The organism is Corynebacterium sp. ZY180755, assembly GCF_054331495.1.
On the sequence record NZ_CM135811.1, the window covers coordinates 1 to 22648 of the forward strand.

The 22648-nt window shown below is 53.2% G+C and carries 18 protein-coding genes and 3 tRNA genes; 17 read left to right on the plus strand and 4 right to left on the minus strand.

Features of this window, described 5'->3' with window-relative positions:
- The 5 genes from dnaA (at position 1) to gyrB (ending at position 7677) form a co-directional block, all read left to right on the plus strand.
- On the plus strand, positions 1-1680 hold the full coding sequence (dnaA, locus tag ACXM2N_RS00005; protein WP_458488836.1) for a chromosomal replication initiator protein DnaA: 1680 nt from the start codon (positions 1-3) through the stop codon (positions 1678-1680).
- A gap of 791 nt (positions 1681-2471) precedes the next feature.
- Positions 2472-3659, plus strand: a complete 1188-nt coding sequence (dnaN, locus tag ACXM2N_RS00010) for a DNA polymerase III subunit beta (protein WP_458488838.1) — start codon at positions 2472-2474, stop codon at positions 3657-3659.
- Between the two features lie 37 nt (positions 3660-3696).
- On the plus strand, positions 3697-4902 hold the full coding sequence (gene recF / locus ACXM2N_RS00015; protein WP_458488840.1) for a DNA replication/repair protein RecF: 1206 nt from the start codon (positions 3697-3699) through the stop codon (positions 4900-4902).
- Between the two features lie 75 nt (positions 4903-4977).
- The gene (locus tag ACXM2N_RS00020; RefSeq protein ID WP_458491160.1) at positions 4978-5475 is read left to right on the plus strand and encodes a DciA family protein; all 498 of its coding nucleotides are present in this window, start codon (positions 4978-4980) and stop codon (positions 5473-5475) included.
- Between the two features lie 144 nt (positions 5476-5619).
- Positions 5620-7677 (plus strand): DNA topoisomerase (ATP-hydrolyzing) subunit B, encoded by a 2058-nt coding sequence (gene gyrB / locus ACXM2N_RS00025; protein WP_458488842.1) that lies wholly within the window; start codon positions 5620-5622, stop codon positions 7675-7677.
- A 59-nt stretch (positions 7678-7736) separates the two neighbouring features.
- Here gyrB and ACXM2N_RS00030 read toward each other — a convergent pair whose 3' ends face one another.
- Positions 7737-8177, minus strand: coding sequence for a DUF6918 family protein (locus ACXM2N_RS00030; RefSeq protein ID WP_458488844.1), 441 nt, complete (start codon positions 8175-8177; stop codon positions 7737-7739).
- Between the two features lie 674 nt (positions 8178-8851).
- Between ACXM2N_RS00030 and ACXM2N_RS00035 the strand changes: the two genes are divergently transcribed.
- A complete protein-coding gene (locus tag ACXM2N_RS00035; protein ID WP_458488846.1) occupies positions 8852-9022 on the plus strand; it encodes a hypothetical protein in 171 nt (56 codons plus the stop codon).
- Between the two features lie 140 nt (positions 9023-9162).
- Here ACXM2N_RS00035 and ACXM2N_RS00040 read toward each other — a convergent pair whose 3' ends face one another.
- A complete protein-coding gene (locus ACXM2N_RS00040) occupies positions 9163-9375 on the minus strand; it encodes a CopG family transcriptional regulator (protein ID WP_458488848.1) in 213 nt (70 codons plus the stop codon).
- 188 nt (positions 9376-9563) lie between these two features.
- Between ACXM2N_RS00040 and gyrA the strand changes: the two genes are divergently transcribed.
- The 10 genes from gyrA to ACXM2N_RS00090 all read left to right on the plus strand — a co-directional run bounded on the left by gyrA (position 9564) and on the right by ACXM2N_RS00090 (position 18756).
- Positions 9564-12149: a DNA gyrase subunit A gene (gene gyrA / locus ACXM2N_RS00045; protein WP_458488850.1), complete on the plus strand. Its 2586-nt coding sequence runs from the start codon at positions 9564-9566 to the stop codon at positions 12147-12149.
- Positions 12149-12493 (plus strand): DUF3566 domain-containing protein, encoded by a 345-nt coding sequence (locus ACXM2N_RS00050; RefSeq protein ID WP_458488852.1) that lies wholly within the window; start codon positions 12149-12151, stop codon positions 12491-12493. Before gyrA ends, ACXM2N_RS00050 begins: the two co-directional genes overlap by 1 nt.
- Positions 12494-12636: 143 nt before the next feature.
- A tRNA-Ile gene (locus ACXM2N_RS00055) sits at positions 12637-12710 on the plus strand.
- 10 nt (positions 12711-12720) lie between these two features.
- Positions 12721-12793: transfer RNA gene (locus ACXM2N_RS00060), tRNA-Ala, on the plus strand.
- A gap of 414 nt (positions 12794-13207) precedes the next feature.
- Entirely contained in the window at positions 13208-13363 is a 156-nt protein-coding gene (locus ACXM2N_RS00065) for a hypothetical protein (protein ID WP_458488854.1), read from the plus strand.
- Between the two features lie 73 nt (positions 13364-13436).
- Entirely contained in the window at positions 13437-13604 is a 168-nt protein-coding gene (locus tag ACXM2N_RS00070; protein WP_458488856.1) for a hypothetical protein, read from the plus strand.
- 421 nt (positions 13605-14025) lie between these two features.
- Positions 14026-14098 (plus strand) — tRNA-Ala (locus ACXM2N_RS00075).
- A 224-nt stretch (positions 14099-14322) separates the two neighbouring features.
- Positions 14323-16437, plus strand: a complete 2115-nt coding sequence (locus ACXM2N_RS00080) for an oxidoreductase (RefSeq protein WP_458488858.1) — start codon at positions 14323-14325, stop codon at positions 16435-16437.
- A gap of 318 nt (positions 16438-16755) precedes the next feature.
- The gene (locus tag ACXM2N_RS00085) at positions 16756-17013 is read left to right on the plus strand and encodes a hypothetical protein (protein WP_458488860.1); all 258 of its coding nucleotides are present in this window, start codon (positions 16756-16758) and stop codon (positions 17011-17013) included.
- Positions 17014-17364: 351 nt separating this feature from the next.
- Positions 17365-18756, plus strand: a complete 1392-nt coding sequence (locus ACXM2N_RS00090; protein ID WP_458488862.1) for an NAD-dependent succinate-semialdehyde dehydrogenase — start codon at positions 17365-17367, stop codon at positions 18754-18756.
- 202 nt (positions 18757-18958) lie between these two features.
- Here the strand turns inward: ACXM2N_RS00090 and nadC are convergent, their stop codons facing one another.
- Together nadC and nadA are read right to left on the minus strand one after the other, a co-directional pair.
- The gene (gene nadC / locus ACXM2N_RS00095) at positions 18959-19840 is read right to left on the minus strand and encodes a carboxylating nicotinate-nucleotide diphosphorylase (RefSeq protein ID WP_458488864.1); all 882 of its coding nucleotides are present in this window, start codon (positions 19838-19840) and stop codon (positions 18959-18961) included.
- The gene (gene nadA, locus ACXM2N_RS00100; protein ID WP_458488866.1) at positions 19840-20808 is read right to left on the minus strand and encodes a quinolinate synthase NadA; all 969 of its coding nucleotides are present in this window, start codon (positions 20806-20808) and stop codon (positions 19840-19842) included. The genes nadC and nadA overlap by 1 nt, the downstream gene beginning before the upstream one ends.
- 183 nt (positions 20809-20991) lie before the next feature.
- Here nadA and ACXM2N_RS00105 point away from each other — a divergent pair, with 183 nt between their 5' ends.
- A complete protein-coding gene (locus ACXM2N_RS00105; RefSeq protein WP_458488868.1) occupies positions 20992-22446 on the plus strand; it encodes an L-aspartate oxidase in 1455 nt (484 codons plus the stop codon).
- Positions 22447-22648: the final 202 nt, after the last annotated feature.

The window sequence follows — 22648 nt, forward strand, 5'->3', positions numbered from 1 at the left end:
GTGTCTGAATATCAACCACCGCTTCACGAAACCTGGCGAAAGGTCGTCGATGAGCTCGTGAAACTTACGCAGGCACCGGATAGCAATCTCGATTCACTGTCACACCAGGAGCGGGCATATCTGAATTTGGCAAAACCTGTCGCGCTCGTGGAGGGTGTCGCGGTTCTTGCTGTTCCTCACGCAAAATCGAAGGAATTTATCGAAACCAAGCTGGGTGAAGCTATCAAGTCTGCTCTCGGCCAGCGTATGGGCCGTTCCATTACTCTTGCGGTTACTGTCGATGCCTCTGCAGCAAACCAGCTGGAACCAGAGCCCGCACCACCAGCACAACCCATTCAATCACCGCATGTGCAGCAACCAAACCAGCCATATTCGCAGGCATACCAGCAGCCTTTCCAGGAAGTGCACACTCAGCACGATCAACCCTCTCAGCATGCCGCTCCTGCTCCGCAACCTCAGCAACCGAACATTCATCCGCGCACTGCGGCCGAGTTTGCGCATGCTGAAACCACAGTTCAGCAGCCACATGTAGACAATAATCAGGGATGGCAGACCACTCATCACCACGCTGATGTTGAGGTGGGTTTCAAGCGTAATCAGTCCAACCCTGCAACACGTGGTCAGGGAAATTCTGATCTGGTCAGCACCCTAAATCCGTCGCATACATTCGACAACTACGTGGTTTCGGATTCCAACAAACTTCCAGCCTCCGCTGCTATTGCGGTGGCAGAGCGTCCGGCTCGAGCATATAATCCTTTGTTCATTTGGGGTGACTCCGGCTTGGGCAAAACACACCTCATGCACGCGATCGGTAATTACGCCCATCAGCTGCATCCACAGATGAAGATCAAGTACGTCTCTAGTGAGGAATTCACTAATGACTACATCAATTCCGTTCGTGATGACCGCCAAGAATCCTTCAAGCGCCGGTACCGCGATGTGGACATTTTGATGGTGGATGACATTCAGTTTCTGCAGGGTAAAGAAGGTACTCAGGAAGAGTTCTTCCACACTTTCAATGCTCTGGAGCAGGGTGGCAAGCAGATTGTCTTGAGCTCAGACCGTCCGCCAAAACAGCTCACCACGTTGGAGGATCGTCTACGCACTCGTTTCCAAGCTGGCTTGATCGCGGACATTTATCCGCCTGACTTGGAAACTCGTATCGCTATCTTGTCTAAGAAAGCCAAAGAGGAGCATGTGGAGATTTCTCCGGAAATCTTGGCCATGATCGCCAGCCGTTTTGATACGTCCATCCGCGAGCTTGAGGGTGCCTTCATTTCTGTAATTGCGCACGTTTCCCTCAATAACCTTGAACCGGAGCCACATGTAGTGGAGGAAGCCTTGCGCAAGCTGGGTTCTAATTCAACAGATGTGGAGTTCACACCAGAGGCTATCCTGAACTGCACCGCTGATCATTTCCAGGTTAAGGCTAAGGACCTCAAGGGAACGAGCAAGACTCGAAACATCGCTCACGCACGGCAAATTGCGATGTACCTGTGCCGTGAACTGACTACCTTGTCTTATCCAAAGATCGGCGAAAGCTTCGGCGGTAAGGACCACACCACGGTTATGTACGCCGAACGCAAGATTCGTAAGGAAATGAAGGAAAAGCACGATACGTTCGATGAGATCCAGCAGATCACGAATCAGCTGAAGACCAAAGGTCAGTCTGGTTCTTAACGACGTTCACAGGTCCCAGTGCCTCACCGTTTCACGGTGAGGCACTTTTTGTTGCCTCGGCACTCAGGGGGATAAATGACATGTTTTCTACACAGCCGAAAAACCTGTTATTTGCTGCCGCGGCTTCTCAGCCACACGCCCACAAGCTGGGGATTGGGGATAGCTTCAAAGTAGTCCACAGAGTTATTCACAGCTGTGTAATTACATCTTTGTAATTTGGTGATCTCTGTCACTCATGGGTGAAATGGTGAGCATTCAACGAGGCTGTGAGTAATTACAAGAAATCTGTGCACAAATTGAGGCTGTCCTGGGGAAGAATTGTGAGTAATTCAGGAGGGTTGAAATTTATCCACAGAACCTAAAAGTTATCCACAAGAATCCAACAGCTGCACGCACAGCCCAAAAATATGTCATTACCGTGAGAAATGGGGCCTTTTCCACAGTTCTCACAGGACTTATTGTTGTTACCATCTTTTAACTAAAGAAAATAGTTAGTAGAAATAGGGGGCTGGGGAATAACAAGAATTCGAAGGCTTGGGTGACAAGCCAAGCCGCTGATTTATGAACCTTTGGAACTCGTCGTGAGTTTCCAATGTCGCTCCTTCGCGGTACGTTAGGTTTTGTAATTTCAAGAAGTTGCCGAACTTTCCACGCCTGACATGAATTCATGTAATTCATGGACGGACTTCGGTACCTTCAAGGCAAGAAGTAACCCATTGCTATGTGCTTTGGCTCCCCAGCCCAAAGTGCGAGGATATGTAATTTCACAAACCAAGGAGCTGGATTTGAGCATGGATTCCGTAGGAGTGTCTTTCCAGGTAGCAAAAGAAGACCTGGCAAGCGCAGTGAGCTGGGTGGCTCGTAACCTTTCTTCGAAGCCAACCCAACCAGTTCTGCGAGCAATGCTGATCACCGCAGACGATGATGGCTTGGAGTTCGCAGGATTCGACTACGAGGTATCCACCAAGGTTCGTGTCTCCGCAGAGGTAACCCAGCCCGGCCGCATTGCGGTAGCTGGCAAACTGATCGCAGACATCACGTCCACTCTGCCAAACAAGCCAGTAGAGGTTTTCGTAGAGGGCTCCCAAGTTCAGCTCAAGTGCGGAACTTCTCGATTCGAGCTCCCCACAATTCCGCTCGATGACTACCCAACCCTGCCAACGCTGCCGGCACCTACTGGCTCCATCAACCCTGCACTCTTCGTCGATGCAGTCACCCAAGTTGCTGTAGCAGCTGGTAAGGATGATGCTCTCGCCATGCTTACTGGCGTCCACATGGAGATTGACGGAGAAGAAGTCACCCTGACCGCAACGGACCGATTCCGCCTAGCACTGCGTAAGTTCAACTGGGCACCATCGGTAGCTGATGCTGAAGCAAAGCTTCTCATTCCGGCCAAGAATCTTTTAGAAAATGCTCGTACGCTGGACACTCACTCCCAGGATCCAGTAGAGATCGCTGTTGGTGCAGGTGAAAACATTGGCGCAGAAGGCCTGTTTGGCATTCACGTGAATGACCGTCAGACCACCACTCGCATGTTGGAAGCTGATTTCCCTAACGTGGCTCCACTTCTGCCAAAGACGCATAAAGCAATGGCAAGCGTAGAGATTGCTCCTTTGTTAGACGCGATTCGCCGTGTGAGCCTTGTTGCTGAACGTAATGCTCAGATCCGCATGGCTTTCTCCGAGGGCAATCTGCAGCTTTCTGCTGGTGGTACGGACTCTGGTCATGCTGAGGAATCAATTCCGTGTGCCTACAGTGGCGCTAGCGAACTGGTTATCGCATTCAATCCGACCTACCTGCGTGATGGCCTCAATGTCGTTCGTACAGATCGTGTAGTTTTCGGCTTCAACGAGCCATCTCGCCCTGCAATCATGATTCCGGAACCAGCGGAAATGCCGGTAGCTGATGAAGATGGAAACTTCCCAACGCCAGAAACCGACTTCACCTACCTGCTGATGCCGGTGCGCCTGCCGGGTTAAACATTTATTGGATCGAGTACTCGTGGGAAGGATGTAGTTGTTCATTCGCGAACTGGACCTGAGGGATTTTCGCTCATGGCCCGAACTGTCAGTCAGCCTTGAACCAGGTGTGACAGTGTTCGTTGGACGCAATGGCTTCGGCAAGACAAACATTGTCGAGGCCATAGGCTACGTCGCGCACCTCTCGTCCCACCGTGTTAGTACGGATGCACCGCTGATTAGACAGGGCCAAAAATCTGCACGTGTATCCGTAACTGCAGTCAACAATGACAGAGAGCTGACAGCTCACCTGCTTATTAAAGCTCAAGGCAGCAATCAGGCTCAGATTAATCGCACTCGGTTAAATTCCCCTCGGGAGCTTTTAGGTGTAGTGCGTACAGTACTGTTTTCCCCAGAAGACCTGGCACTTGTTCGTGGCGAACCAGAGCAACGCAGAAAGTTTATTGATAACTTATTGGCTACTCGTTACCCGCGAATGGCTGGTGTCAAGGCAGATTATGACAAGGTTTTGAGGCAACGGAACTCCCTGTTGAAGACAGCCGGAGCATCTCTGCGTAAGGGTTACGGGCATGGTGAATCAGCAGAGTCAGCGCTTGCAACGCTTGATGTCTGGGACGGGCAGTTAGCTAATTATGGAGCTCAACTCATCGCTGCTCGTCTTGGCTTAGTCGCTGAGATCAACCCAGTTATTCATGATTCTTATGCGCGCATCGCTCCGGAATCTCGGCCAGCATCGGTTGAGTACAAATCAACTGTCAACCTCGACGTACTTTCTGCTCTGGATGATAATTCAACGCAGAAACAACTGATTGAGGTTCTTGAAGCATCCATGCTGATGGAGCTCGGCCATGTAAGGCAGAAGGAGATAGATCGCGGTGTCAGTCTGGTTGGTCCACACCGTGATGATTTAGATGTCATTCTGGGTAATTACCCTGCGAAAGGTTTCGCAAGCCACGGCGAGACCTGGTCAATGGCGTTGGCGATGCGTCTGGCAGAGTACACCCTTCTCAAAAGCGATGGCACCGACCCGATCCTGATACTCGATGACGTCTTTGCTGAGCTTGATGCAAAGCGTCGTGAAAAACTCGTGGGTATTGCTGCGGAAGCTGAGCAGGTCATTATCACAGCCGCAGTTGATGGTGATCTCCCTGAAAATCTTGAAGATGCGGTGGTAGTCCGGCATGTCGTTACCGTCAGAGATACTGATGAAGGACGGATTTCTCTCCTAGATGAGGAGGCTTAGGTGGCCGAAGATAATCCTCAGAACGAGAAGAATACGCAGCCAGAATTAGACCCGGTAGCTCAAGCTTTTGCAGCAATGCGGACGGAGGCGATGAAGCGTAACGGGCGAGTACCGGATCTAAGCCGGCAGTTATCGCGATCTCGCGCTCCAAAAAAGAATAAGGGACCATGCACTCTTGGACGACCTACTGGGCCTGATGGGCGGAGATTACCTCCTCGGGACCGAGTAGAAGGTCTGGGGTCTGTCCTGGGCGCTGAGATATCGCGTCGTGGCTGGAAAAAAGACATTTCTGGTGGCTGGATCATGGCCAATTGGAGTGCTCTGGTAGGTGAGAAGATCGCTGCACACACGAAGATTGAAATGCTTAAAGATAAGAAGCTTTTCATTACCTGTGATTCCACTGCGTGGGCTACAAATCTACGCATGATGCAACGCGATATTCTCCAGACGATCGCAAGTAAAGTCGGGCCTGACGTGGTGGAGCAACTACGTATCTTTGGCCCCAAGGCTCCAAGCTGGCGTCATGGCCCCCTTCACGTCAAGGGACGTGGGCCTAGAGACACATACGGATAGGCCAAAAAAGCGTCGTTTTTCCGAGATTGTGTAAATATCGCTCCTGTGGCCCGCTAAAGCCTCGAGTCTAAGGGGTTAGTAGGGGGCTAGGCAGTGTAGAATGGAAAAGTCTTAGACCATTTCAAGCAAGGAGTGCTAGTTCACGTGGCAACCGCTGAACACGAATACGGCGCCTCATCGATCACGATCCTCGAAGGCCTCGAGGCAGTTCGTAAGCGTCCAGGTATGTACATCGGCTCTACCGGTGAGCGCGGCCTGCACCACCTCGTGTGGGAGGTCGTCGACAACTCTGTCGACGAAGCAATGGCAGGTTACGCGTCCAAGGTTGAGGTCACAATCTTGGAAGACGGCGGCATCGAGGTAATCGATGATGGTCGTGGTATCCCAGTAGAAATGCACCCAAGTGGTGCACCAACCGTCCAGGTTGTCATGACTCAGCTGCACGCCGGCGGTAAGTTTGACTCTGATTCATACGCCGTTTCTGGTGGCCTTCACGGTGTGGGTATTTCTGTGGTGAACGCGCTGTCCACTCGAGTTGAAGCAGACATCAAGCGTGATGGAAAGCACTGGTACCAGAATTTCACCAACGCTAATCCTGATGAACTCGTCGAGGGTGGGAATGCCCGAGGTACGGGTACTACCATCCGTTTCTGGCCAGATCCAGAGATCTTTGAAACCACTGAGTTCAAGTTTGAGACTATTGCGCGACGTTTGCAGGAGATGGCATTCCTGAATAAGGGATTGACTATCACCCTTACCGATAAGCGTGCGACGGTCGAAGAGGTCGAGCTAGACGAGCTTGCAGAGTCCGCCGACGCTGCCGAGGTAGCATCCACGGAAACTACTTCTCTTGATGCTGTCGATGAAATGGTCGACTCTGATGACAGCAAGGCTAAGACTAAGACGGAAAAGAAGAAGACCTTCTACTACCCAAATGGTCTTGTTGATTACGTCACTCACTTGAACAAATCCAAGACTCCAATTCACCCTTCCACCATCTCTTTCGATGCCAAGGGTGATGACCACGAGGTTGAGGTAGCACTTCAGTGGAATTCCGGTTACGCCCAGAGTGTTCACACGTTTGCTAACACCATCAATACCTTCGAAGGTGGCACGCATGAGGAGGGCTTCCGCGCTGCTCTTACTACCTTGATGAACAGCTATGCCAAAGAGCACAAGCTGATCAAGGAGAAAGATGGCCGTTTGACTGGCGACGACTGTCGCGAGGGCCTCGCAGCTGTCATCTCGGTTCGAGTTGGTGATCCTCAGTTCGAAGGTCAGACGAAGACCAAGCTCGGCAACACCGAGGTTAAGGGTTTCGTTCAACGCATGGTGAACGAACATGTCACCGAATGGTTCGATGCAAACCCTGCTGAAGCTAAAGCGATTGTAGGTAAGGCTGTTTCTTCTGCGCACGCACGTGTTGCAGCTCGTAAGGCGCGTGACCTAGTTCGCCGTAAGTCCGCGACTGACCTTGGCGGTTTGCCGGGCAAGCTTGCTGATTGCCGTTCCAAGGATCCAGTAAAGTCTGAGCTTTACATCGTGGAGGGTGACTCCGCAGGTGGTTCCGCAAAGGCTGGCCGCGACTCGATGTACCAGGCAATCCTTCCGCTACGAGGCAAGATCCTCAATGTTGAGAAAGCACGCTTGGATAAGGTCCTGAAGAATGCTGAAGTCCAAGCCATCATTACCGCCTTGGGCACAGGCATCCATGACGAGTTCGATATCAACAAGCTGCGCTACCACAAGGTAGTTTTGATGGCCGACGCCGATGTCGATGGCCAGCACATCGCAACTTTGCTTCTGACCCTGCTGTTCCGTTTCATGCCACAGCTGATCGAAGAAGGCCACGTTTTCTTGGCTCAACCACCTTTGTACAAGCTTAAGTGGCAGGGCAAGGGCGAACCTGGATTTGCTTACTCCGACGCGGAACGTGACAAGCTCCTTGAAGAAGGTCTAGCTCAGGGCCGCAAGATCAATAAGGATGACGGTATCCAGCGCTACAAGGGTCTGGGCGAGATGAATGCATCCGAGCTATGGGAAACAACTTTGGATCCAGATTTCCGCACTCTGCGTCGCGTTGATATTCAAGACGCGCAGCGCGCTGATGAATTGTTCTCGATTCTGATGGGCGATGACGTCGCTGCACGACGATCCTTCATTACCCGCAAGGCGAAGGACGTTCGATTCCTGGACGTCTAACATGCGTAATAAATACCCGCTACCTCATTACTTAAGGTAGCGGGTATTTTTTGGCCTAATTACGCCGTCATGTGCTTCTGGATGATGTTTCCGATGGCAGGAATCTGAGGCTTTATCATTCCTGCAGCCTTGCCACGCAGAGTCTTATATGTCTTCGCTAGAGCTGGAACACTGATTGCTTCAGCGTTACGGTCAGCTACTACAAGGATGGAGTCTGCAACTTCATCCTGGCGACCGCTGAGGAAAGCACCGAAATCCGTCTCACCGGAGGTCTGGAAAGCTTCCCACTGTGGGCTCAGCGCCTCAATGAGCTCAGGAAGCATCGTGTTGATGCCCTTAGTCACAATCTGGGCGTCAATTTTTTCGGCAGTTGCTACAGCACCCTTGAGTGCGATGCCCGTCAAGCCTTTCTGAGATGAGATGGTGGTGTTTATGATTTGCTCTACATCAGCTACAACAGCTGGGCGTGGTTGTCCAAGTAAGTCTTGAAGGTTAGCCATTTTCTCTATCTTTTCTGTACAGATTCCTTTTGCCTTCACCTAAGTTTATCGTTTTCCCGATTTCGTCTTTCTCTAAATAGGAGATAGAAAGGCGGCGTTGAAGTGTAAGAGGCAATTGATAGAGCAGCGGAAGCTGAAGGAGATGAATCAAGCAATTTGCGTCACGTTACGATTTAATCTCTACCTGATAATCGGAATATTTAATATCAAAGTAGAGTTTTTCTCTTGACCCAAGAAATGCTGACCTAAGAAGAAATGTCATAAAAAAGATAAAGCGATCCCCATTGTTGAGTACACCCAAGATAAATGTATTCAACGACGAAGATCGCTATGTTGCTACTCTTCCACCGCAGTAAAACCGAAATTAGGGACAGAGTGTTACCTCTGGAGTCACTGCAGTAACAACATTGGCAACTTTACCTGAGCGGAAAAGTGCAACGCAAAAAACTTTGAAAAGTTTTCTTACATTTGAGTGTCGCTGATCCTGCGAAAATAGTCAATAGGTTATGTGCAAGCTAACTAGATTGCTTAAAAACTACGAATGACCAGCGGAAATGTAAAGTCAAACCCTCAAGTAAAGCATGAGTGTTTGGGGGCATTAATGGGGTAATTGAGTCGACTGATTACTAAAGAGAATTTTGTTAACTATTGGGGTAGGTAACCTGCAAAAAAATTTGCAAGAACGTGTATCAGCGGAGGTAGTCAGCGTTCAGTGTGAGGAGGGTCTGCTTAATGGTGGCCGCAAGGATATCGTTGCGGCTGACAAGCGGTTCAAGGCTGATGACAGCGTCATAGGCGGATTGCGCCTGACTCTCGGGGTCCTGGTGTACGGGAACGCCATGTAGACGCGCAGTGCTAGTGGCAGCTACAGCACACAGTGCTGAGAAACTGCGAATTCTGTCCGGAAACCGTAAGCAAAGCTCATCTGCAATGAGCAGGACTTGTTCGGCTGATAATCCCCGAAGCTGATGTTGTTTAGTTTTCATTAGCTATTGCCACGTTCGAGCCGACTCTGCATAACTAAATAATCATCAAGAACCTCGGTGGCGATCTCGCGGACTTGGTTGTCGGCAAGGGTACGGGCCGCAGTAGACACAATGGCGCGTATAGCCGCTTCTTGTTTGCTAGATCCTTGGGCTTGGGCGAGTAGCGTCAACGCGCGGTCCTGCTCGGCTGTGAGTCTGAGTGTCATGGCCATGATAAAAATCCTAATACTGGTATCAATTTGATACCAAGGAAGGGTAAAAGACTTGCTGAGGGGTCTTATAGGGCTTTATCAGAGTAGGATGGCAAGCGTTGGTGCGCCTATAGGCCTGAAGTGAGAATCTTTAGGCTCCCGCCGGAAGGCAGATGGGCGCGATATTTACGAGTAACTAAAGGTGACACATGAGTGACGATCTCTTGAGCGGAGATGGCTACGACCGCATTCGCCCGATTGACCTTAATGAGGAGATGCAGACCTCCTACATCGATTACGCAATGAGCGTCATCGTTGGTCGTGCTCTCCCGGAGGTGCGTGACGGGCTGAAGCCGGTTCACCGCCGAATCCTGTACGCGATGTACGATTCCGGCTACCGCCCAGACCGTGGCTACGTAAAGTCTGCGCGTCCAGTATCTGACACGATGGGTCAGTTCCACCCTCACGGCGATTCCGCTATTTATGACACTCTGGTTCGCTTGGCCCAGGACTGGAATATGCGCTACCCGCTTGTCGATGGCCAAGGTAACTTTGGATCGCGCGGCAACGATGGTCCAGCAGCTATGCGTTACACCGAGTGTCGTCTCACGCCGCTGGCGATGGAGATGGTTCGTGATATCCGTGAAAATACGGTCAACTTCTCGCCAAACTACGATGGCAAGACCCAAGAGCCGGATGTTCTGCCATCCCGCGTCCCAAACCTACTGATGAATGGCTCCAACGGTATCGCCGTTGGTATGGCTACTAACATTCCTCCTCACAACCTCAATGAGCTTGCAGAAGCTATCTACTGGCTGCTCGATAATCCAGAAGCCGATGAGGCTTCTGCTCTTGAGGCTTGCATGGAGCGTGTTAAGGGACCTGACTTCCCAACGGCCGGATTGATCGTCGGCACGCAGGGAATTAAGGATGCCTACACCACGGGCCGTGGTTCCATCCGCATGCGTGGCGTCACTTCCATTGAGGAAGAAGGTTCTCGCCAAACGATCGTTATTACTGAGCTGCCTTACCAGGTAAACCCAGATAACCTGATCTCCAATATTGCGGAGCAGGTTCGTGACGGCAAGCTGGCGGGCATTTCCAAGATCGAGGATGAGTCCTCTGACCGTGTAGGTATGCGCATTGTTGTCACGCTGAAGCGAGATGCGGTGCCGCGTGTTGTTTTGAACAACTTGTACAAGCACTCCCAGCTGCAGACGAACTTCGGTGCCAACATGCTTTCCATCGTTGATGGCGTGCCACGTACCTTGCGCCTGGATCAGATGCTGGCGAATTACGTTGCACACCAGATTGAAGTTATCGTTCGTCGTACCCAGTTCCGCCTGGATGAGGCTGAGAAGCGTGCCCATATCCTGCGTGGCTTGGTTAAGGCACTCGATATGCTGGATGAGGTCATTGCGCTGATTCGTTCGTCCGCGACCGTGGATATCGCGCGTGAAGGCCTGAAGGATCTGCTGGACATCGATGATGTCCAGGCGGATGCAATTCTTGCGATGCAGCTCCGTCGCCTGGCAGCCCTAGAGCGTCAGAAGATCATCGACGAGTTGGCTGAGATTGAGGAGATCATTGCAGATCTGCAAGACATCTTGGCCAAGCCTGAGCGTCAGCGCGAGATTGTAAAGAATGAGCTCATGGAGATCGTCGAGAAGTACGGCGACGAGCGACGTTCCAAGATCGTTGCGGCAACCGGCGATGTCACTGAAGAAGACCTCATTGCTCGCGAGAACGTAGTAGTAACTATCACCTCCACTGGATACGCAAAGCGCACCAAGGTAGATGCATACAAGTCTCAGAAGCGTGGTGGCAAGGGTGTTCGTGGAGCGGAGCTGAAGCAGGACGATGTTGTCCGTCACTTCTTCGTATCCTCCACACACGATTGGATCCTGTTCTTCACGAACTTCGGTCGCGTATATCGACTGAAGGCATATGAACTCCCAGAGGCGGGCCGTACCGCGCGTGGCCAGCATGTGGCTAACCTCCTGGAGTTCCAACCGGAAGAGCGTATCGCGCAGGTTATCAAGATTCAGTCCTACGAGGATGCGCCTTACCTCGTGCTGGCAACCCAGCAGGGTCGCGTGAAGAAGTCTCGCCTGTCTGACTACGAGTCCAATCGCTCTGGTGGCCTCATCGCAATCAACCTCAATGAGGGCGATAAGCTCATTGGTGCCGCACTGTGCAGCAACGATGATGATCTCCTCCTCGTCTCGGAGGAAGGCCAGTCCATCCGCTTTAGCGCCGACGACGACCAACTTCGACCAATGGGCCGCTCCACCGCCGGCGTGAAGGGCATGCGCTTCCGCGGCGAAGACAAGCTGCTGTCGATGTGTGTTGTCCGTGACGGTGATTACCTACTGGTAGCCACCTCCGGTGGCTACGGCAAGCGCACCTCCATGGATGAGTACTCCACTCAGGGACGTGGCGGTCTTGGCGTTGTGACATTCAAGTACACGCCAAAGCGCGGCAAGCTCATTGCTGCTCTCGCCGTGGATGAAGACGATCAAATCTTCGCTATTACTTCCGCCGGCGGAGTAATTCGCACCGAACTCAACCAGATCCGCCCAAGCTCTCGTGCAACCATGGGTGTTCGCCTGGTTAACCTGGAAGATGGCGTTGAACTTCTCGCAATCGACCGCAACGTTGAAGGTGAAGGCGAGGAAGAAGCTGAAGCAGTAGCAACTGGTGCAGCTCAGGGGCCAGCCGACAAGGCTGCCGCCAAGCAGGAGACCTTGGATGACATCGTTGGCGTAGAAGACACCGATGGTGAGGAGAGCTAATGGCTATTCGTGAGGTTGCAATCACCCGAATCTCGCCAATGTCTGCATTTCGCACTGCTATGTCGCTCTCGTTGGTCGGGCTTGCAGCATGGGTTATGTGCGTAGTGTTGTTGTACTTCGGACTCGACTCCGCTGGGGTCTGGGCCAAAATGAATGACATCATTGGCGGCATCGGTGGCGATCAACAGATCGACTTTGGTCTGGTACTCGCTGTCGCCAGCCTCCTCGGTGCCATTGTGGCAATCATCGTCTCGATTCTTGCCCCTCTGTTTGCCATTATCTACAACTCGATTGTGGATCTATTTGGCGGAATCAAGGTTCGTCTCCGTGAGGACCTTGATTAGCTAATAGTTAGCGCAAATCATGAGCCCTTAAGACAACACCAGACAGTGTTGTTTTAAGGGCTCTTATTGTGTTAGAAAAACATGCTCTAAACAGGCGATTTGCTAACTTTCATCATTCTATGTAAAGTTCTATTTCGTTCCCAGGGCCTATAGCTCAGTCGGTTAGAGCGCATCGCTGATAACGATGAGGTCGCAAGTTCGATTCTTGCTAGGCCCACAGGAACAATGGGGCATTAGCTCAATTGGTAGAGCACCTGCTTTGCAAGCAGGAGGTCAGGAGTTCGATTCTCCTATGCTCCACAGTCAAGACCCAGTCCGCAAGGGCTGGGTCTTCTTCGTTTTCCTTGGTGCCACTTTCTTAAAAGGCCAATTAGGGTTATACGACAAAATGTGTGGGATCTTCGGTGTGTCGTTTAATCCAAGAATTCGGGCTCCTGTCTATTCCGCTCAGCATGGCGTTAATTCTGTCTGCAGTTGAATCTCCCGCAAATGCCCAGTCATCTATGTCATCAGTGCCCCAGACCTTAGGGGCAACTTCGAGTCTCGGGATTCCCGGTGATGAAGTTGAACAGCTGCTAACTGCAATTGACTCCATCCCAGACGAAGTACTTGCTGAAGGTGACGAAGCCACAGCCGAATGGGGTCAAGAAAATCTAGCTTCCAAAGAGATTGTGCCCTATATCATACTGAAGTAGCATGTGTAGGGGCCATTTTGTGGGCAATTGGATCCACTTTGCTGCCCGTCAGATCATCAAAATTAAGAACTCCATCAAAGCTTTAGGTGGTGTAAAAGCTGCTGTTTCTCAGCTAGCACAAAAGGGATTCAACGGGCCCAGCATTCAACAGGCCAAGGAGCGCTTCGTGACTTAGGTGCTGAACTAATCGGCGTGGCCGGGGTTTCTGAATACTGTTTCAACTAAAATACGGTAAAGGGGAGTCATGAATGGATGCAAATAAGCTATACATCATAGCTTCAGTGATTATGGCAATTGCGGCAATCGTCGTGCTTTTTAGCCGAAATTATCTTGCAGCCAGCGCTATGCTTATCGCTTCAGGGTTAGCCGCTGACATTTACCGCTTGAGGAAAAATATGAGTGGAAAGCAAGGGTAATTTCAGAAGACTTGCCTACACCTTTAGCTAGCGACCACCAATGGTGGTCGCTAGCTTTTTGATGCATCTAGTCAGGCCGATCCGTGACCTCCTCAGCAACCGATAAACAGACGTTTACGTCCTCAAGCTCCGTCGACACCCTTACGGATGCCGACGGCTCCATATAGACACAGACACGACGCAAGTTACATCGATGTGAGATACACCGGCGTGGCAAAAGGACCACCCTAGCTTGGTGGCTAAGGGTCTAGGATTTCGTCCGCATCCCCTTTTGTCGTTTAACCCGCAGTGCGCGGCTTGCCCTTCCTAATGGAAGTGATGAGTTTTCGCGTTCCTTCATGCGATTAAGAGGGCGGTTCTAGGCCATGAACTGCGTGATTTTTACTTCTGTGACTGGTGTTGTAAAGTAGAGGAGTCTTAAGGGGCATTAGCTCAATTGGTAGAGCACCTGCTTTGCAAGCAGGAGGTCAGGAGTTCGATTCTCCTATGCTCCACAGTCAAGACCCAGTCCGCAAGGGCTGGGTCTTTTTTTCGTGTCCAAGGCCTGCTTGGATTCTAGGGGTCGTTGCAACTACGACGGTTAATTGGGTTTGATACTACCTGTTTGCCCGCGCGAAATAGGGGAGTGTCAGGAGCGTTTTTAGACGCAGCTTCTGCCAAGAAATTCAATGCTATTGGTGCATTTGTACCCCTATAGTTGGTGGCTTAATCTCAGTTCATGAGCACAAAGTCATACGAGCATTTGCTGGCTGCAGGCCGCATCGGTCCGATGGAGACCCCCAACCGAATTGTCCTCCCTGCAATGGATATGAACGTATCCGAGCATGGGGAAATCGAGCAGTCGGAAATTGATCACTACGTAGCTCGTGCCAAGGGTGGTGCTGGTCTAATCATCACAGGTGCTTGCGCGATTGCATTCCCATACGGCGCGGCCTCCATGAAGGAGCCAGGCCTGTCTGATGACAAATTCATTCCAGGTATGAAGGCATTGGCCGATGCCGTCCATGCAGCTGGGTCCAAGCTGTGCATCCAGTCAACCCACCATGGCAAAGTTGCCCGTGTGGATACGGCGAATGATCGCCCAGTGCTCGCGCCAAACCAACCTGACTACGCCTACGATATGTCAGCTCTGGCTGACTCCACGCCTGAAGAACTGGGCAAGATGGGCAAGGCCACTGCCGGCAAGCAGATTTCCTACAAGGAAATGACCAAAGACGATATTCAGTGGCTTATCTCCACGTGGGCAGACGCGGCTGATCGCGTTGCTCGCGCGGGCGCTGACGCCATCGAAATCCACGTTGCCCACGGGTACATCCTTGGCGTATTCCTCAACCGCCGAGATAACAATCGAACCGATGAGTACGGTGGTTCGCTGGAGAACCGTGCACGCCTCGCGTGTGAAGTGATCTCAGCTGTCAAGGAACGTGTTGGCGATCGACTTGCCGTGCTTGTCCGTGTCTCCGGTGAAGAGTACGGGCAGGAAGGCGGCCTCGAACTCCATGAGTCCATTGAGGCGTCGAAGTTGTTTGAAAAGGCTGGTGCGGACGCTATTCACGTCACCGGCTGGGGCCGTAACCCATTCGACAACTTCACCGATGGTCCGCTGCCAAACACCGTTGGTGCCTACTTGGACAATGCGGCTGCAGTGAAGAAGGAAGTCAATGTCCCAGTTATTGCTGTGGGCCGTATGCTTCCAGACATCGCGGAGGAGGCTATCGCTGAGGGCCGTGTTGACTTCGCCGCCATGGGACGACAGCTTCTCGCTGACCCAGAGCTGCCTAACAAGCTGAAGGCTGGTACGCCGGAGCTGGTGAAGCCATGTATTAACTGCTACCTGTGCGTTACCGAGAACTTCTTTGATGACACTCCGTTCTGTGCCGTCAACCCAGTTTTGGGCAACGAAAAGCTCCTGCCGCTGACCCCAGCACCGAAGCGTCAGCATGTCCTGATTGTCGGTGCCGGCCCGTCTGGTTTGGAGTCTGCTATCGTGCTCACCGAACGCGGTCACCGCGTTACCGTCGTGGATAAGGCTGACCGCCTTGGTGGCACCTTGTGGTTCTCCACTATGACTACCCCGGACAACGAGCGCCTGATTAAGTACTTCAAGGCCAAGATCAAGGAACTAAACATCGATGTTCGCCTGAACACCGAAGCTACGCCTGAGCTCGTTAAGTCCATGAATGTTGATCGTGTCATCTTGGCAACAGGCGCAAAGCGCCCAGCGCCTGAAATTCCAGGCGCTGATCTGCCACACGTTCACACCGGCGACACCTTGCGCAACACTCTCTTGGGTAGCGCTACCAAGGAGGACGCTGGATGGTTCCTACGCACCGTCGGCAAGCTGGGCAAGCTTACTGGCATCACTAAGAATGCTGGCCTGATTCGTTGGGGCACCAAGATCGTCTTGCCTGTGGGCAAGGACATTGTGATCATTGGTGGTTCCCTGGTTGGCCTCGAACTTGCTGGGTTCTTTGGCGACCGTAAGCGCAACGTCACCCTGCTGCATGCTTCCCAGCAACTTGGTCTGCCACTGGCAATGCCTCGCCGCTGGACCGCGGTTCGACACGCCAAGCATGCTGGTGTTGACATTCACCGCAACGTTGAAGTTACCAAGATCACCAAGGATGAGGTGTTCTGGAAAGACGCTGAAGGTAACTCCAACTCGGCGCCGGCTGACATGGTTGTTTATGCTGATGGCACCATGGCTGCTGCACCACTCGCCGACGCCCTCAAGGCCGCTGGCATCGAATGCGAAGTCATTGGCGACGCGGCCAAGGTTGGCTACATTCACGGCGCCATCCACGCCGCGTGGGGTGCTGTTGCCCAGGGCTAACTAAACAACCTCTGACCGCGACGGGCCGGCTCCTTGGATCCCAAGGAGCCGGCCCGACGTCGTGAAGCGTCAAGGTTTCACGTGAAACCGTAGCGGTCGTCACAGAGTGGATCGCCCCTCTGCGAGTACGCCGGTGCTTGCGTGGCGCGCCTACAACGCTGGCAAGCAAACCACTTCACCCCGCAGGGGCTGCGGGATGATGCTCTATCCCTTATGCTGCTAGTTAATCCATACATAAGCGGATGCAAGTAATTTATTAAGCCCAAGCAAAAAACAATGCTGTAGCTAAGTTCAGCAACCGCATTGGAAGGAGCAACCATGGCTAAGTGGTGGAATCAAGCGCAGGAAATTCAGAAACTCCAAGCTGAACTCAAGCGCCAGGCGGAGACAATCAAGCAGTTGACTTCTCAACTTGAACAAGCGGGCATCGAAGCAATCAACCCACAGGGTGTCAGTGATGAGGAAAAGCAACTGGTCAAGGATGGTAAGGCCGTTGCCGCCATCAAGGCATACCGCGAGCGCACCGGTGCCGATCTGCTCACAGCCAAGAATGCGATCGATTCCGTAAGCAAGTAACACGAAGCTCTTTCGGGACCAACCACACAGTCAAGAGTGAAGTAATTAGGGCCGATTTGCTCATGATTGGGGAATCGGCCTTCACTCATTTCCGACACCTCTAAGTCCCCGTTCCCCTTTTTATGCATGCTCTAAGGCTGCATAAGTCTCGTGCTCGAATTGATGGCCTGCGCTTGCAATTTCCGGTCTCCTTACGCAGAAACAAAAGTTATAACCACAGCCCTAAAAACCCGAATTACTAAAGATCTGTAGGATCTTGGAAGAGCGTTTAACAAGTGTGAAAAGGATTGCGATCCCATCCCTGCGTGTTGAACGCTCACGATCGTAAAAGCGAAAAAGAGGAGGCCACTAGTGGGCTACCAAACTACCAATCCATACACCGGCGAAGTTCTCAAGACCTTTGATACTGCCACCGAGGCGGACATTACCAAGGCAATCGATACTGCGGATGCGGCATTCCAAGAGTGGTCACGTAAACCCGTTGAGGAGCGCGTTGCCGTTTTAGCTAAGGCTGCTGAAATCCTTGCCGCCAATAAGCGCGAGTACGCAGAGATTCTCACCTTGGAGATGGGCAAGTTGCTCGTTGAGGCCGAGCTTGAGGTTGATCTCTGTGTGAAGATGCTCGAGTACTACGTGAAGTTTGGCAAGGAGCACTTGGCTCCTCGATACTTGCAGGCGGAAGGCTTTGGCGACCAGGACATCGCTTTGGTTAATGAGCCACTGGGTGTTCTGTACGCAGTTGAGCCGTGGAACTTCCCGTTCTACCAGGTCATCCGCATCGGTGCGCCTCAGTTTACTGCCGGCAACACCATCGTTTTGAAGCACGCGGGCAACGTTCCGCAGTCTGCGTTGAAGATGGTTGAGCTGTTCCGCGAGGCTGGCGCGCCGGAAGGCCTGCTGGTTAATGTTTTTGCTTCCCACGACGCTAGCGAGCAGATCCTTGCTGACCCACGAGTTCGCGGTGTTGCCCTGACCGGCTCTGAGGGAGCAGGTTCCGCTGTCGCATCCGTTGCAGCGAAGAATTTGAAGAAGTCCACTCTGGAGCTGGGTGGCGCTGACGCGTTCATCGTTCTAGAGGATGCGGACCTAGACAAGGTTGTTGAGTGGGCAGCCTTTGGCCGCCACTGGAACGCGGGTCAGGTCTGCGTTTCCTCCAAGCGCATGATCATCGCGGATAGCCTTTACGATGAATTCCTGGAGAAGTACACGGCTCGCGTAAAGCAGTTCGTTGCCGGCGACCCAATGGATGCCAACACTACATTGGCTCCGCTGTCCTCTAAGGAGGCTGCTGAGGGACTAGCCGAGCAGGTTGCAGTGGCAAAGGATGAAGGTTGCACCGTAACCGAGGTTGGTATCGATCTCCCTGAGCAGGGCGCATTCTTCCAGCCAACAATCATCACCGACATCCCTGCAGGCTCCAAGACCGCGCACACCGAGTTCTTCGGCCCAGTGTCCTCCATTTACCGTGCTAAGGACGATGAGGACGCAATCCGCATTGCTAACGACACTCCTTTCGGCTTGGGTGGATCCATCTTCACCAAGGACATTGAGCGCGCCCGTAAGATGGCACGCCGCATTGACACCGGCATGGTGTACATCAACCAGCCAACCGGCGTGAAGGCAGATATCCCATTCGGAGGCACCAAGCGCTCCGGTTACGGCCGTGAGCTCATTGACTGGGGCATCCTAGAGTTCGTCAACCAGAAGGCGGTTGTAGTCACCGACATCGACGGCGAGTTCTAAGAAACTAAAAGAACCAAAGACGGCCAGGCACCAAGGAACTGTTGGTGCCTGGCTTTTCTCTTTGGCGTTTACTGCCATTGGAGAAATCGCTCATCCGCAAGCTGCGTACTGCTTTAAAATGCTGCTACCGCCGCAAAGCCTGTGCGTGACCATGTATGACCACACTCGTGCTGGAAATCTTAGAGTTACGTTGTGCTGAGTTTTAGTGGAGGTCAAACCCCAAGTCCAACACTTTTGATGAATGGGTCAGTGCACCCACAGCGATGTAATCCACACCGGTAGCAGCATATTCTTGTGCGCTTTCAAGTGTGATGCCGCCAGAGGCTTCCGTGGAGACACCCGCTGGTTGGGTGTAGGTCAAAGCGTCACGGATGGTATCGGGCGACATGTTATCCAGCAGGATGAGGCTAGTACCCGCATCGATGGCCTCACGAACTTGGTCCACAGTGTCGCATTCCACCTCAAGCGGAATAGAGGGGTCGAAAGAACGCACGGCGTTAACAGCCGCGGTAATGGATCCGGCGGCAGCTACATGATTGTCTTTGATCAGGGCGGCGTCACCAAGCCCCATGCGGTGGTTGACACCACCGCCGCAACGCACGGCGTACTTCTGCAGCTCACGCAGCCCGGGGACGGTCTTTCGAGTGTCACGAACTTTGGCGTGCGAACCCTCCAATGCGGCAACCCATGTGGCGGTGTGGGTGGCAACGCCTGAGAGCTGCGAGATGAGGTTAAGCATCGTCCGTTCAGCGGTGAGCAGGGTTCTAAATGGTCCCTCAACAGTAATGATGTCATCACCTCGTTCAACCCGCGAGGAATCCTTAAGGTGAATATCTACCGTGACACGCACTCCAGTTTCTTCAGCCAGGATAAGCGGAACGAGGGCAGCAATAGGCACACCGGCAAGCGTTCCGGCTTCGCGGGCCACGATGCTGGCGTGGCCCGTTTGCTGTGCGGGGATGGTGGCAATGGTGGTTACATCTGGGCCGTAAGCTAAGTCCTCCGCCAGAGTGGCGCGGATTAAGCTGGTCACTGCTGCGGGATCGAGTCCGCCTGCCTCAAGGTCAGTGTAAAAGCTGTTCATTATTCGCCACTTCCTGGGTTACCAATGGAGATCATGGCCTCCAAGGCTCCTCGTGCGCGTTGAGCAACCTCGGGATCCACGTCTACCTCGTCGGTGCCGTCTCTTAAGCAACGCAGCAGTTTTTCTGGGGTGATCATCTTCATGAAAGGGCACGAGGCCTGTGGGTTCACAGGCTCGAACTCCGTAGTTGGATTTGCCATCCTGAGCTGGTGCAGCATGCCTACTTCCGTGGCAACCAGCACGCGGTGTGCGGTGGTGGCGCGGGCCTCATCGAGCATGCCGCCAGTGGATAGGATGTGGGTACGCTGAGCAGGTAGTTCTCCAGACTCGGCCATCCACAGTGCGGAGGTAGTGCAGCCACATTCTGGGTGGACGAACAGTTCGGCGTTGGGATTATCCCGCACCGTATCCACCAATTGCGTTGGGGAAATATCAGCGTGCACGTGGCATTCTCCAGCCCATACATGGATGTTTTCGCGGCCCGTTTCACGGCGAACGTGCGCGCCCAAGAATTGGTCAGGGCAGAATAAAACCTCAGTGCCTGGATCAATGGAATTGACCACATCAACTGCGTTGGAGGATGTGCAGCAGACGTCCGTTAGGGCTTTGACCTCGGCTGTAGTGTTAACGTAGCTGACCAGCACCGCGCCGGGGTGCTCTTCTTTCCATGCGCGGGCCTGTTCAGCGTTGATGCAGTCAGCCAACGAGCAACCAGCCTGTGCATCGGGAATTAGAACTGTCTTGTTGGGGGAGAGAATCTTGGCTGTTTCTGCCATGAAATGAACGCCACAGAACACGATGCGCTCCGCGTCTGTGTTAGCAGCAATGCGGGATAGAGCTAACGAGTCGCCTACATGGTCAGCAACATCTTGAATCTCAGGAAGCTGATAATTGTGGGCCAAGATAACGGAGTTGGTCTCGTGCGCAAGACGGCGGACTTCCGCGGCCCAGTCAGTGGTGGTGGACATGGAAAAGGAGCTCCTTTTGGGTAAGTTTTCGTTTGACAGTCGAAAACAGAACAGCTCGTAGCATACCTCTGGATTGGAATTCTCGAGGAAAAACGCGGTTTAATCTCAATTTTATTCAATCTGGAGAGGCTTTAGACCTCGCAGCCTTTCAGTTATTGCCTTGTAGGCGTAAACTGCCGTGCCATGAAATACGATCTTGTCATCATCGGTGGTGGGGTAGCTGGCCTCTCTGCGGCGATCCGCGCCCACGAACTAAAACTGCGCGTACTGGTGATTGACGGATCCGGTCCAGGATTTACTCAAGCTGCAACTCATCTGGCCCAGGGTGGCCTTGCTGTCACAGGTCTTCCCGATGCCCCAGCAGGCACGGACGACAAGCCAGATTCAGTAGACCTCCACACCGCCGATACTATCGCGGCTGGCTGTTTTCATAACGACATCGCCCACACTCGCGACCTCATCGGTGCTGCCGCCGAGGCGGTCACCTGGCTCATCTCCCACGGTGCTCAATTCGATGTCGCTGACACCGCCACGGGTGTCTATCACCGCGCCCTCGAGGGCGGGCACTCCCGCCACCGCATTGTCCACGCGGCGGACCATACCGGCGCCGAGATCGAGCGTGCACTCATTTCTGCTGCTGAGCGCGCTGGTATTCCGGTGCTCACCGCATATGCTCAAGCGATCACTCCTAGCGGCGTCCTCACCACGGAAGGGGAGGTAGACGCCGAGAGTGTTTTAATTGCCACGGGTGGCGTTGGGCAACTCTATTCCTCCACCACCGCACCTGCGGGTGCCCGCGGTACCGGAATCGCTCTGGCCGTGGACGCTGGTGCCGATGTCAGTGACATGGAATTCATCCAGTTTCACCCCACAGTCCTGTACTTGCCTGGGGTTACTGGGCAAAAGCCACTGCTCACAGAGGCTCTCCGCGGTGCGGGTGCACGCATTGTTCATGCTGACGGTTCCGATGCCGTCACCGACAACCTCGCCCCACGTGATGTTGTGGCCCGCGAAATTGCCTCGCTTGACCAGGTGTTCCTTGATGCCCGTGCCATTCCAGGCGTCGACACTCTCTTCCCCGGCGTTGCCCACTCTGTGGCCATTCACGGCTTCGACCTCACCAGTGACCTGATTCCGATTGCGCCCGCCGCACACTACACGTGTGGCGGCATTACTACTGACGCCCACGGGCGCACGTCCGTTCCCGGCCTGTACGCCGCCGGTGAGTGCGCCCGCACCGGTTTGCACGGCGCTAACCGCCTAGCCTCAAACTCGTTAATGGAAGGCGTTGTGGTCGGTCGCCGCGTGGCTGAAGACGTTGCCCGCCACCATGCCATGACAACCAACCAAGGTGAGCATGTGTTCGCATCACGCAAAGCTGGTCTAGTGCGCCCGCAGCTCACGGCGACACAGTTGCGCGCGCTGCAGGCTGAGATGATCGCTCACGCAGGACTTCTACGCTCGCATGAGAACCTTGCTGCAGCACGCGCGTTCCTCAACACCCTGCCGCCTGCGCCGGAGACTCTAGTTGCCGGTCTTATTGTTGACGCGGCGACGGCGCGCAAGGAGACACTGGGGTGTCACACCATGGGTATCGTTCCACCGCCCAAACCGGCTGCTGTGGCACACTTCGTGTAAAGGTGCATGGGTTAGGTGCCCTGTGTGGATGACTCCCTGTCAGGCGTGAAAGCCTCATCCATCACGCTTGGCCCCAGGCTTCGGATTCGCTGTTGGTGTCCGCTGCTCTAGCGCCAATGCTACGAAGCTCTACCACGTGTCCTCATGTTGAGATTCGTCAAAATCGGGCGTGTTCACAGTGGTAGTAGTGATACGGTGTGGT

Excerpts from the sequence above, each read along its gene's own strand:
- dnaN (WP_458488838.1), top strand. The coding sequence starts at position 2,472 with ATGGATTCCGTAGGAGTGTCTTTCCAGGTAGCAAAAGAAGACCTGGCA.
- ACXM2N_RS00020 (WP_458491160.1), top strand. The coding sequence starts at position 4,978 with ATGCGGACGGAGGCGATGAAGCGTAACGGGCGAGTACCGGATCTAAGC.
- ACXM2N_RS00030 (WP_458488844.1), bottom strand. The coding sequence starts at position 8,177 with ATGGCTAACCTTCAAGACTTACTTGGACAACCACGCCCAGCTGTTGTA.
- ACXM2N_RS00040 (WP_458488848.1), bottom strand. The coding sequence starts at position 9,375 with ATGGCCATGACACTCAGACTCACAGCCGAGCAGGACCGCGCGTTGACG.
- gyrA (WP_458488850.1), top strand. The coding sequence starts at position 9,564 with ATGAGTGACGATCTCTTGAGCGGAGATGGCTACGACCGCATTCGCCCG.
- ACXM2N_RS00050 (WP_458488852.1), top strand. The coding sequence starts at position 12,149 with ATGGCTATTCGTGAGGTTGCAATCACCCGAATCTCGCCAATGTCTGCA.
- ACXM2N_RS00070 (WP_458488856.1), top strand. The coding sequence starts at position 13,437 with ATGGATGCAAATAAGCTATACATCATAGCTTCAGTGATTATGGCAATT.
- ACXM2N_RS00080 (WP_458488858.1), top strand. The coding sequence starts at position 14,323 with ATGAGCACAAAGTCATACGAGCATTTGCTGGCTGCAGGCCGCATCGGT.
- ACXM2N_RS00085 (WP_458488860.1), top strand. The coding sequence starts at position 16,756 with ATGGCTAAGTGGTGGAATCAAGCGCAGGAAATTCAGAAACTCCAAGCT.
- nadC (WP_458488864.1), bottom strand. The coding sequence starts at position 19,840 with ATGAACAGCTTTTACACTGACCTTGAGGCAGGCGGACTCGATCCCGCA.
- nadA (WP_458488866.1), bottom strand. The coding sequence starts at position 20,808 with ATGTCCACCACCACTGACTGGGCCGCGGAAGTCCGCCGTCTTGCGCAC.
- ACXM2N_RS00105 (WP_458488868.1), top strand. The coding sequence starts at position 20,992 with ATGAAATACGATCTTGTCATCATCGGTGGTGGGGTAGCTGGCCTCTCT.